9 protein-coding genes and 1 tRNA gene are annotated in these 11,808 nt (G+C 41.7%); 7 read left to right on the forward strand and 3 right to left on the reverse strand.

All coding sequences use genetic code 11. The annotated features are described in order from the left end of the window. Nucleotides 1-23 precede the first annotated feature (23 nt). The 5 genes from pyrF to N473_RS08265 all read left to right on the forward strand — a co-directional run bounded on the left by pyrF (nucleotide 24) and on the right by N473_RS08265 (nucleotide 5,389). On the forward strand, nucleotides 24-728 hold the full coding sequence (gene pyrF, locus N473_RS08250; protein WP_063367493.1) for an orotidine-5'-phosphate decarboxylase: 705 nt from the start codon (nucleotides 24-26) through the stop codon (nucleotides 726-728). Nucleotides 729-889: 161 nt separating this feature from the next. Continuing rightward, nucleotides 890-2,224: a DASH family cryptochrome gene (locus N473_RS08255; RefSeq protein WP_063367494.1), complete on the forward strand. Its 1,335-nt coding sequence runs from the start codon at nucleotides 890-892 to the stop codon at nucleotides 2,222-2,224. Beyond that, on the forward strand, nucleotides 2,214-3,662 hold the full coding sequence (locus N473_RS08260; protein WP_063367495.1) for a cryptochrome/deoxyribodipyrimidine photo-lyase family protein: 1,449 nt from the start codon (nucleotides 2,214-2,216) through the stop codon (nucleotides 3,660-3,662). The genes N473_RS08255 and N473_RS08260 overlap by 11 nt, the downstream gene beginning before the upstream one ends. A 2-nt stretch (nucleotides 3,663-3,664) precedes the next feature. After that, entirely contained in the window at nucleotides 3,665-3,811 is a 147-nt protein-coding gene (locus N473_RS25810; protein ID WP_081221027.1) for a DUF2256 domain-containing protein, read from the forward strand. 6 nt (nucleotides 3,812-3,817) lie between these two features. Then, nucleotides 3,818-5,389 carry a cryptochrome/photolyase family protein gene (locus N473_RS08265; RefSeq protein WP_063367496.1) on the forward strand — a complete coding sequence of 524 codons (1,572 nt, stop codon included), beginning with the start codon at nucleotides 3,818-3,820 and terminating at the stop codon, nucleotides 5,387-5,389. Here the strand turns inward: N473_RS08265 and N473_RS08270 are convergent, their stop codons facing one another. The 3 genes from N473_RS08270 to N473_RS08280 form a co-directional block, all read right to left on the reverse strand. Then, nucleotides 5,390-6,586: a hypothetical protein gene (locus N473_RS08270; RefSeq protein WP_063367497.1), complete on the reverse strand. Its 1,197-nt coding sequence runs from the start codon at nucleotides 6,584-6,586 to the stop codon at nucleotides 5,390-5,392. An 85-nt stretch (nucleotides 6,587-6,671) separates the two neighbouring features. Further along, nucleotides 6,672-8,282: a trypsin-like serine protease gene (locus N473_RS08275; protein WP_063367498.1), complete on the reverse strand. Its 1,611-nt coding sequence runs from the start codon at nucleotides 8,280-8,282 to the stop codon at nucleotides 6,672-6,674. 242 nt (nucleotides 8,283-8,524) lie between these two features. Then, the gene (locus tag N473_RS08280; protein ID WP_231099539.1) at nucleotides 8,525-10,822 is read right to left on the reverse strand and encodes a TonB-dependent siderophore receptor; all 2,298 of its coding nucleotides are present in this window, start codon (nucleotides 10,820-10,822) and stop codon (nucleotides 8,525-8,527) included. Between the two features lie 439 nt (nucleotides 10,823-11,261). Between N473_RS08280 and N473_RS08285 the strand changes: the two genes are divergently transcribed. Together N473_RS08285 and N473_RS08290 are read left to right on the forward strand one after the other, a co-directional pair. Beyond that, a complete protein-coding gene (locus N473_RS08285) occupies nucleotides 11,262-11,633 on the forward strand; it encodes a hypothetical protein (RefSeq protein ID WP_039608963.1) in 372 nt (123 codons plus the stop codon). A gap of 84 nt (nucleotides 11,634-11,717) precedes the next feature. Further along, nucleotides 11,718-11,808, forward strand: a tRNA-Ser gene (locus N473_RS08290).

An 11,808-nucleotide genomic window follows, 5' to 3' on the forward strand; every position in this document is an offset into this window, starting at 1 on the left:
TTTAAAAGAAAATTAAGGTAATTATGTCAAATATTGAACAAAAAAAAGTGCTAATTGCATTAGATTATGACAACGAGAGTGCGGCTTTAGCATTTGTGTCTCAGCTTTCACCAGACGAGTGTCGCTTAAAAGTGGGTAAAGAAATGTTTACTTACTTTGGCCCTCAGTTTGTCAAAAAGCTAGTAGATCTTGGATTTGACGTATTCCTTGACCTGAAATTCCATGATATTCCAAACACGGTTGCAAAAGCCGTCACTGCAGCAGCAGAATTGGGAGTATGGATGGTTAATGTACACGCGAGCGGCGGTACAGAAATGATGTCAAAAGCAAAAGAGGCGTTAAGCCAATATGGTGATAAAGCGCCTTTGCTGATTGCTGTAACGGTTTTGACAAGCATGGACCAAGCTCAGCTCAGTAAATTGGGCATTGATAAAACACCTCAAGAGCAAGTGCTTTACTTGGCAAAGCTGGCAAAAGAATCAGGTTTAGACGGTGTTGTGTGTTCAGCTCAAGAGGCTGAAACATTAAAAGCGCAGCTTGGTAATGAGTTTAAGCTGATCACACCTGGAATCAGACCTGCAGGCAGCGATGCGGGTGATCAAAAACGTATCATGACACCAGCTAAAGCCATCGAAGCTGGCAGTGACTATTTAGTGATTGGTAGACCAATTACTAAAGCACAAGACCCAGCAAAAGCATTGAGAGATATTAACGCAAGCATCGCGTAATATATTTACAGGTTAGGGCTATCTGTGTCCTAACCTGCCTCTTTTCATTCCAAAGAGTATCCTTTCCTTTTTTCTGTTTTGTCTTTTATAAATCTAGATTGATGTTTGATGCGTACAAATGAGATTAGTAACCGTTTGTAAGGCAGGATAAAACAAGCGCCATGAGTAAAGCTCTTTATTGGTTTACCGACGATTTGAGGCTTCAAGATAATTTGGCTCTCAACTCTACACTTTACGCATCTAACAGCATTATGTTCATTTATGTATTGGATGATTCTTTATTTTCGGCAACTAACTTTGACCATGTCCAACTTGGGAAAAAGCGACTCAAATTTATTCAGCAATCGTTGGTTGATTTGTCTGAACAGCTGCAGCAACTCGGTTACGAATTATATGTTTTAAAGGGACAAACTAGAGCAGTTCTAAACCGTGTGATAGATCAGGCGGGCGTTGAAGTTGTTGGTTGCCATCAAGGCGCTGGTTACGATGAGCGAAACACCTTACAACATATTAAGTCTGATAATGACACGGTGCGTTTTATTCATCAACACAATAACCTTATGTTTGGCCCACAGCAATTAGAGGTAAAAGACTTGAGTGGGTCTTTTTCCAAATTCAGGAAAAAGGCAGATAAACTCACGGTATCGTCACCTGTGGAAGAGATGTTTTCAGAGACTTTGCCTCTTCCTCTATCTATCGGCGATATTCTCTCAACCAAGGATAGATCCGAACTAGTTCGTGCAACGCACAACTGTGATCTCATTGAAGGCGGGGAAAAAGCTGCACACAAATATTTAGAAGCATATTTTTCGACCCAGAGCGCATCGTCATACAAGCTGACCCGAAATGCATTAGATGGAAAGTACAACTCCACGCAATTTAGTCCATACCTCTCTGTTGGTAACATCTCACCAAGACAGATCATTAACCGGCTTGATATGTATGAGAGAATACATGGCGCAAATGACTCTACTTATTGGATCCGTTTTGAGTTGATGTGGCGGGACTTTTTCCATCACAAAGCGATTCAAAAAGGGAGTAGTTTATTTAAGTTTGCCGGAGAAAGGGGAGTTCGACCTTTAACAACATATTATCCACAGCGATTTAAGCGTTGGTGCAATGGCACAACGCAATTCCCACTTGTGAATGCGTGTATGAGAGAGTTGAATGAAACTGGGTTTATGTCTAATCGAGGCAGGCAGATTGTGGCCAGTTGCTTGGTGAACGAGTTGCAAGTGGACTGGCGCTATGGTGCAGCTTATTTTCAGCAACAACTCATTGACTATGATGTCGCTTCTAATTGGGGAAATTGGCAGTATATAGCTGGAGTTGGTGATGACCCTAGAGGTGGTAGGCATTTCAACATAGAAAAGCAAGCGCAAATGTATGATCCAGATGGTGCTTTTCAAAGTAAATGGGGAAACGGAGGGGAGCAGCCTTGTAGTGATGTGGATATGGTCGATTGGCCTGTGATGAGTGTAAAACATGGCCATTAGTGTTGTGTGGCTAAAAAGGGACTTGCGTTTACAGGACCATGCCGCGCTTTATGAGGCGTCAACTACGGATAAAAAGGTGCTGCTTTTGTATTGTTTTGAACCGATTATGGTTAAAGACGAACATACGTCGCGCCGACATTTGAGGTTTATCTCTCAATCCCTTGAGGATATGTCAAAACGTATTCCCTGTGACAGTCTATATTGCGCCTATGGCAATATCATGGATGTTCTTGAACAAATAAATCAAGAGGTTGGTATCGATGCATTGTATTCTCACCAAGAGATAGGGCTGGGGTTTACTTTTGAAAGGGATAAGCAAGTTGCATTATGGTGTGTTAGGCACGGGGTCAATTGGAAGGAATTCCCTGAAGGAGCTGTGATCAGAGGGCTTAAAGCCAGAACCTGTTGGGACAAAAATTGGCAAAAGGTCATGCGTGAGTCGACAGCGGATGTTGACCCTAACAAGATAGATTGGTTTTCAATTGATAAACATTTTTCCATGCATGTAGACATCGCATGCTTTCAGTATGAATCAGAAGCTGCACACTTTCAGCCCGGTGGAGAGTCATTTGCTTGGCAAGTTATCAACTCATTTTTTAATGAGAGAGGGAAGGAATATGCATTTTCTCTTTCCAGTCCCGAAAAGTCTCAGGTGCACTGCTCTCGTCTATCTGCTCACCTTGCTTGGGGTAACGTGAGTTTGAGACAAGTATACCAAACCGTCTTAGCTAATTGGAAAAAGCCACATTGGAGGCGTTCTCTAGTCGCTTTTACATCAAGGTTGCACTGGCATTGCCATTTTATCCAAAAGTTTGAAAGTGAATGTGATATGGAGTTCAGGTGCGTAAATCGTGCCTACGAAGGCATGCCAAGAGTAAAAGGAAGTGAGGCCTCTGCACGACTAAAAGCATGGAAAGAAGGAAATACGGGTGTGCCTATGGTGGATGCTTGCATGCGTAGCTTGATAAAAACAGGGTATCTCAATTTCAGAATGCGTGCCATGTTGGTAAGTTTTCTATGTCACCATTTAGAATTAGACTGGCGTGAGGGCGTGACACACTTAGCAAAGTTATTTTTAGACTTTGAACCGGGAATACACTACAGCCAATTTCAGATGCAGGCAGGGGTTACAGGGATAAATACAATTCGCATTTATAACCCAGTAAAGCAAGGTGAAGACAAAGACCCAGAGGGTGTATTTGTAAAAAAATGGGTCCCAGAATTAGCTGATATACCAGCGCCTTTAGTTCATGCGCCTTGGGATTTAACTGAGATGGAGCAAATGATGTATGGCATTGAACTTGGTGTCGATTACCCAACTCCCATTATTGATTTAAAACAAAGCTATACTCAAGCGCAAGCACTTATGTGGCACTGGAAAAAACGAGAAGATGTAGCGATTGAGGCCAAACGTGTTTTGGCAATACATGTAAGGTAAATATGGTGCATAAAAAAGTAAATTTGCCTACGAAAGTGTGTGTGACATGCAATCGCCCGTTCACTTGGCGAAAAAAGTGGGAAAGAGACTGGGCTAATGTCAAATATTGTTCTAAGCGCTGTGCTTCAAACCGTCAGAAAAAGAGTTAATGAAATATGCCTCAAACTTATCAAACACTGCGTTTAATTTTAGGTGACCAGCTTAACGCCAGTCATAGCTGGTATGGTTCGAAAGATGAAAGCACGTTATATGTGATTGCTGAACTGAATCAAGAAACGAGTTATGTGAAGCATCATATTCAAAAAGTATGTGCTTTCTTTGCTGCGATGAAGGCATTCTCAGTTGCACTGCAAAAAGCGGGTCATCAAGTCATTCATCTCACTCTTGATGACACGCATTCGTTTGACACGTTGCCAGAATTAATAAATCACCTTATTCGCAAATATGACGTTGCCAAGTTTGAGTATCAATTGCCCGATGAATATCGTCTTCGAGAGCAACTGAGCATCTATTGTGCTGAGATAGGTGTTGATACGTGTGCATATGAATCTGAGCACTTTTATTTATCTGATAGCGAACTCTCTCACTATTTTACTGCTGGTAAAAAGCACCGATTAGAAGCTTTTTATCGAAAAATGCGGATACGCTTTAATATTTTGATGGATGGTGAGAGTCCGTATGGTGGCGAGTGGAATTTTGATAGCAATAATAGAAATAAGCTTAAACAAAAAGACTTATCTGATATACCCGAGCCCTTGATTTTTGCTAATGATGTGAGTGATGTATGGGACAGGCTGCAAAGGCATAATGTCAATACATTTGGCACCTACGAAGCAAACAGTTTGTGGCCAATTACAAGGGTGCAAGCGAAAGAATTGCTGGTTACGTTTTGCGAAACTCAATTACCTAAATTTGGCTTTTTCCAAGATGCGATGACTTGTAAAGCTGATGATATGTATACAAAAAAGCAATGGAGTTTGTATCATTCGAGGCTGTCGTTTGCGCTGAATAGCAAAATAATCAGCCCTCAGTTTGTGGTTGATACGGTTATCGCGCATTTTATGCAACATAAACAGGCAGTGGATATCGCGCAAGTTGAGGGGTTTGTCAGACAGATCATAGGCTGGAGAGAGTTTGTTCGTGGCATTTACTGGGTTAACATGCCAAAGTACGCCGAGCTTAATGAACTGGATGCAAAACGAGACTTACCGGACTGGTTTTGGGATGGTAAGACGCATATGAATTGTCAGAAGCATGCAGTTAAGCAGTCTTTAGATTATGCATATGCTCATCATATTCAGCGCCTAATGGTAACGGGAAACTTTTGCTTAATAGCTGGTATTGATCCCAGACAAGTTGATGACTGGTATTTAGGTGTTTATATCGACGCAATTGAGTGGGTAGAAATGCCGAATACGCGAGGGATGAGTCAATTTGCAGACGGAGGCATCGTAGGCTCAAAAGCGTACGCTGCCAGCGGCAACTATATTAATAAAATGAGCGATTATTGCTCAGATTGTCGTTACGACATTAAATCCGTTGCAGGTAACAATGCTTGCCCACTTAATTCAATGTATTGGCAATTTATGGATACCCATGAGGCACAGTTTGCTGCTAACCCTCGTAATCGTATGGTATACGCGACCTGGCGGAAAAAGTCCCCAGAACAGAGAGCATTAATATTAGAAAAGGCTCAACACTACCTCAATAATCTCAATGAGCTGTAACTATTGATGTTCAAAGTAGATTCTATAGGTACTTGACCAAATAGGGTACTCTACTTCAGTGGCGTAGCAGATGAAATTATCAGCAGCTATGCCACTGACATCGAGCAAATATCTTAGTTTATCTTTATGAGCCTCTGGTAATTGACAATGAGCAAAGTTGTTTTCGAGGGGCGTGATTTTTAATTCTGGAAATTCAGGAAACCTTTCTGTCCATAAATCACTGGCTTTGAGCTTACCTTCCTCTACTTTTTGATTGCTATGATAGCAGCCAATATTGACTGTGCTACAACGGTCAATTTGCTTTTCAAGTAGGACGAGCATCGTGAGCTTTTTCACAGGGTTTTTGATGGTTAAGCTGGTCGAGCTACATGGACTTTTATGGTCAAGTGGATTAACCACTTCATCTGGGTTATTAAAAACAAACGTAACGTCGCTATTTTCACTGGGCAATGGGTCAAAGACCAAGCCTGAGTTACTTGGTGAATAGGTGCTAAATGCATCCAAAAACCCATCGCTTGAATACTCTTTGGAGACGCCAAGTGTAAATTCATTGGCCTTGAGTGCACTATCCGCAGTGACTTCAATGGGACCGTCGAAATGTTCAGGGTGAGGGTGAGTATAAAACTGTACAAAGGGTACCGCGCCTACAAGCCGCTTGATGCCGGATTTATTAATAAGCGCAACTTCTTGCAAAAAACTTGGATCGTTCTGATTTTCGCGCAAAATATAGATGCAAAAAACTTCTTCAACACTAAATTTGAGTAGGGCTTTCGCGGCATGATAGAGCTGAGCTTTATGATCGGACGCTTCGGAATGCACTTCTTCTTTTTTGGGAGCTTGGATCAAGCGTTTTAAATCGGCATGACTCTTTGCGTTATTTTCAATGCACTGAGCAAACAAGTCAACGACTTGATTAACTTGACTCATTAATGAAGGAGGAAGTAAGGGAGATAGCTTACGAGAAAGTATTTGGAGTGCATGAGTACCGGGGAGCTCAACCAAGACTTGCAGACCGCTACTGGCTTTACATGCCGCGAAGAAACGTTGGCTGTTTGAACGATTGTATTCTAGTAATTTTGCGAAACCGCCAATCGTTTGTGCATGTTCAGGTAAGGTATTACTCACGGCAATAAACGTTTTTTGGATCCGCTCACCTAAACGTGTTAATTCAGTGCGATTGTGTTGATTAAGTCCCATGCTCTCTGTAATGCTAGTTTTTCATACAAGATTACATGGGACTCAGTTGCTTTAAAAGTAAAATTTACATTTTACTATCAGTTTGTTAATTGCAAGGTTGGATACGAGTCCAGGGGCCCCAATCATCCGAGTTAGCTGGATTTTCACCTTGAACCCACCAGTTGGCTTCGTAGATCACATTGTCATGTGCAACACGATCTCCTTTGAAATACACCTTTTCAGCTGACCAAGAAGGTAAACCATGACAGCCTCCAGACGAGTCACCAACAGTGACTACTTTACTGAGTGTTGCTGATTTTCCTTGGTTATTTTCCGCTGTAAGTGTAATGGTGTATTGGCCTTTAACAGCATACGTATGCGTTGGTGACTGTGTTGTGCTCGTTTTCCCATCACCAAAATCCCATGTGTAAGAAGCCGCGCCGGTGCTCTGATTTTGAAGTGATACGGTTAATCCATTTTGAACAACAGTAAAGTTAGCAATCGGGGCTGGGTCCGATGAACCATCGCAATCACTTCCTTTTCTCCACACATTGCTATATAAGTCTGGTTGAGCACCTTGAGACCACCAAATGGCCTCATAGACAACGCCATTGAATGTTACTTTATCGCCAGGTGAATAACTCTTTGTTGCCAGCCAGTTTTCTCCGCAACTAGGCGGTGTGCCAACACGGATTACTTTAGATGTACTGTTGGCCTGTCCTTTTGTGTCAGTGACGGTTAAAGTGACATTAAACTCTCCATTGGCATTGTAATCATGATTTGGGTTTTCGACGTTTGACGATGCGTTACCTTGACCGAAGTTCCAATCAAATTGAGCGATGCCTTTATCATCTGTAGAAGTGCTTGTGAAATTAACCGACGTGCCATTTACACTATATCTAAAATCAGCGACTGGTGGTTTGTCATTTGGAATATCAATAATACCCGTTTTCTGTTTGATCCAATCTAGGTAGCTAGTCGTTCGAGTAAATGCGGTCGCACCTTGGCAGGCAATCCCCCAACTGACGGTACCAATACTGTAAAAATCATTTCCGACGCGCACTGCGTACGGACCGCCACTATCGCCATTACATGCAGAGCGTCCTCCTTCACCACCACCGCATATCACTGAACCAGGTATTGAAAAGTTGAGCAATGAGCTACAGCTGCTGTTGCTGATAACCGGTAGTTCAGCTTCTCGAAGTACATCACTAGGTCTACCCCGATTGGAGGTTAACCCCCATCCAGATACTGTGACGTATGCACCAACGTTTGCATATTGAGACTCAATCGCTGCGGTTGGTAATTTTGCTGGGGTATATTGACTGGGCGCTGGTGAAGCGAGTTTCAAAAGTGCAATATCGTAACCTGAGCGTATACCATTGGCACCACGCCATCTTTCATGGTTTATAATCTGAGATACCCTGAGTGTTTGACCATCTCCTCGACTGATAGAGTGCGCACCAACTCGAACCGTTAAGCTTGATGTAGACGCGCTGTCTAGACAGTGTGCTGCCGTTAACACCCAATCTGGACTGATCAACGTACCGCCACAGCCTTGACGGCCATTCATCAGCAATGCTACTTGATATGGTCTTGAATAAGCCGGTGTTTCTATTCCTCCTACGACATTCGGGTGAACATCAGTTGGCGGCATAGCATAGGTATTTGCCGCAGCGATTGTGAGTGCAGATAGTAGTAATTTAACCTTTTTCATGATGTATCTTTTCCTTTATGTGCTCGAAATTGAGCTTGTATATGAATAATCTGAGATACACCAAGATTTCAAGACTTGATTGAAAAATAAACAGTGGTAAGACGTCTTAAAAAGATTAAGAAAACTTTAACTTAAGCAGGGTTAACAATGATTTGCGTGTAACAATAATTTTACATCGAAGCGATTTTGAAACAAACAAAAAGCGAGCATGGATGCTCGCTTTTGTCCTAAAGCACAATAAATTAGAAGCTGTATCTGGCAGATAGCTTCCAATTTCGGGGCTCACCCCAGTTTACGCGGCCTTGACCAGTTGAAATCGCATCGTAATATTTCTTGTCGAATACATTATCGATGTTCAATGAGACGCTCAGGTCGTCGGTCACGTCATAGCGTGCCATTAGATTGAATAATGTGATTGAACCATGAGTACGGATCTCATCAACTTCAATTGGTGACACCTCCCCCCATCTATTGAGACCGTAGTCAAAGTTGCCTGAAGGGCGTGTACTTTTTACCCAGTAGCTATCTTTCCAATTGACGCCAAAACCAATCGTTAAGTCTTCAATTAAGTCCGTTGGTTGGTATGTCGTGTAGATGTTTAATAACTGCTCTGGCACCTCAGTATTGAGCTGTGAACCATGTTCGTCTTCTGATCTTGCATATGAATACCCTGCGTAGATATTAAAGCCAGGGTGAACTTCACCGCTTAGTTCGATTTCGAAACCGCTTGTTTGAGTTTCATCGATTAGCATGGTGACGGTATTACCATTTGGCGTTTGTTGCTGAGCATATGCAGGATCTGCTTTGGCAACATTATTCCTGTTGCTTTCGAATACAGCAAAGGAGAAATTTAGTAAGCCTATTTCAGCTTTTAAACCAGCTTCAATACTTTCGCCAACAATAGGGGCCTGTAGGTTATCATCCTTGTCATACGCATTTTGAGGTTCGAATGCATCGGTATAACTTGCGTATATACTAAACTCATCGTTGATATCGTAAATAAGACCTGCATAGGGCGTGAGTTCATTGCTTACCTCATAGCTGCCTTTGATATTATGAGCAAGTTGTTGCGTTTTACGGTTCGTTCTATGCTCGACAACTTCCCAATCTGTTTGTCTAACGCCAATGATTGACTTTAAATTATCTGTGAGTGATAAACGAGTTGCTACATAAAAACCGCTACTCTCATGATTTGTAGTATAATTAGCTGTGTCTATATGCTGGTATGAATAGCGTGCGATGTCGCCTGTCCAGCCGAAGTAATTAATATTTTCAATCGAGATGTCACGCTGTCCGTCTTTTTTATTGTAACCTATGCGTTCTCTATCAAACAGATTAAATCCAACTATCAAGTCGTGTTCACGTCCTAATAATTCAAAACCACCTTGTAAATTAATATCAAATGTTTTTTGTGTGTCTTTCGAGTCACTGATCACAAAGTTATAGCCGTGACCAACTTCAGGGTTTACGGAGCCATCTTTAGCATAAAAATCGTTTGTCCAAACAAAGAACAGGTTGCCGCCTTCCATTTCGATGGTGTTATACGTTGCGATAGTATTTAATTGCCAACCATTGTCAAAGCCATGGTTTAAACTTGCGAATATAGTGTTTTCTTCCAGGGGCCATGAACTGTAGTTTGCTGCAAGGCCTGTTGAGCCTCGTTCCAAGTTCATTAAAGAGCCGTCGATGAAATAATAAGGCGTTGCATGTGAGTTCATTGCGCCTAAAGACTCAGTATCAGCGTATTCATAACCTACACGAAACAGTGTGGCATCAGAGATATCTGCTTCTGCTGTCATATATATTGATGTTTTTTCTTGGCTGTATCTATCAATGAAGGAGTCTCTGTCATAATGTGCAGCCGCTACGCGTCCACGGATACTACCGTCACTGTTTAATGGTGTTGAAATGTCTAATTCGACACGGTTATTGTTCCAGCGTCCAGTTGTAACACCGACATGACCATCAAGCTCTTTGCTAATGGCACGTTTACGCACTAAGTTTACTGTTGCGGTCGGTGAACCTACGCCTGTCATTAAGCCGTTTGCACCACGCAAAATTTCTACGCGCTCATAGGCAATTGCGTCGCCATTGACGTCTGAGCGGCGGCCTCCGGGAAACTGTTGTACACCGTCTACTTGAACTAAGTTAATACGTTCACCACGTGCGACAAAAAAAGGTCTATCATGACTTCTAGATGAGCTGGCATAAACACCCGTAGTGTGTTGTAAGATGTCTTTGATATTAACAGACTTCCAATCTTCTAATTGCTGCTGAGTGATTACAGACACTGATTGCGGCGTTTCTTTTAAAGACAAAATCATTTTTGTTGCTGATTTTGTTGCGGCATCTGAGTAGTTACCTGTAGTTGAGGCGGTTACATAAATGCGCTCAATTTCGTTTGCCGTTTGACCGTCATCTGCGATTGTTTCTGCGAGTGCGGGTGAACCTGTTAGCGCAGCGGTTAAAGCGATTGTTACAGGTGTCAAACGAAGTGTATTACGACGTGAGTTAGAAGATTGCAAAATAAAGTTGTCCATAAAATCCTATCCAAAGAACAAATAAATGTCACTGACCTAAATGGCACGTTACAAAGCCCTTGCAAAGTTGAAGGTGAGGGTTGTACCAAATATGGTATTAAATGATAACGGTTTGCATTATCGTTACGTTAAGGTTTAAGTCAAGCTGAATCGGATGTAGAAACATGATTATTTGTCATATATTAAGTTTTTAATATAGCTGAGGATTTTTATTTAAATTAAAGCTAGGTCGTGTAGTCTATAACTAAGGCTAACGTAAAACGCCACCTGGAAAATACCCATCGTTTTTCAAAGTTTGCGCCTTTATAAATACATTTGTGATCTAGAAAAATAAATCATCATACTTTGGTTGTTTTTTAATCTGTGTTTGTTAGTCTAAGAAGTCTTAGTATGGATGTACCTAGTTTGTTACCTGTGAATAAATATAAGAAGATAGGTTATGGGAGATTTATTTCTAAAGAGACGAGAGAACTGGTGGGTCTGGATAACTTGGGGTGGGGTAGGCTGTATTATTTGTCACTACTTACTTAGTTACGTCAGTAATGCTTGGCTATCTCTAACATCACCAGTTTTATTACTTGTTTTGCTCACTGCTTGGATGAATTTCAATAAGCGTTTTGATTTTTTTGCAGCCTTAAAAATATTTATGGTTGTTGCCTCGATTTCGGTTATTCCGCTGTTGGCACAAAAGATAAGCAGCTGGGAAAAAATGATTCACATTGCGGTTGATTCAAGTGCTGTGCTGCTTTGCATAATTATAGTCAGCGTCGTTTGTGCGTTTTTGGCAAGGCGACCAAAACAATATTACTGAACAGCATTAACTCAAACTATTGTCAAATTATCAAAAAAATACTTTACATATTTTTGAATAGCCCTTATTATGCGCGCCAACAACGGAGAGATGGCTGAGTGGTTGAAAGCACCGGTCTTGAAAACCGGCATACGTTAATAGCGTATCTAGGGTTCAAATCCCTATCTCTCCGCCA

Origin of the sequence: Pseudoalteromonas luteoviolacea CPMOR-1, from assembly GCF_001625685.1 — a bacterium.
GTDB classification, from domain to species: Bacteria; Pseudomonadota; Gammaproteobacteria; order Enterobacterales; family Alteromonadaceae; genus Pseudoalteromonas; species Pseudoalteromonas luteoviolacea_K.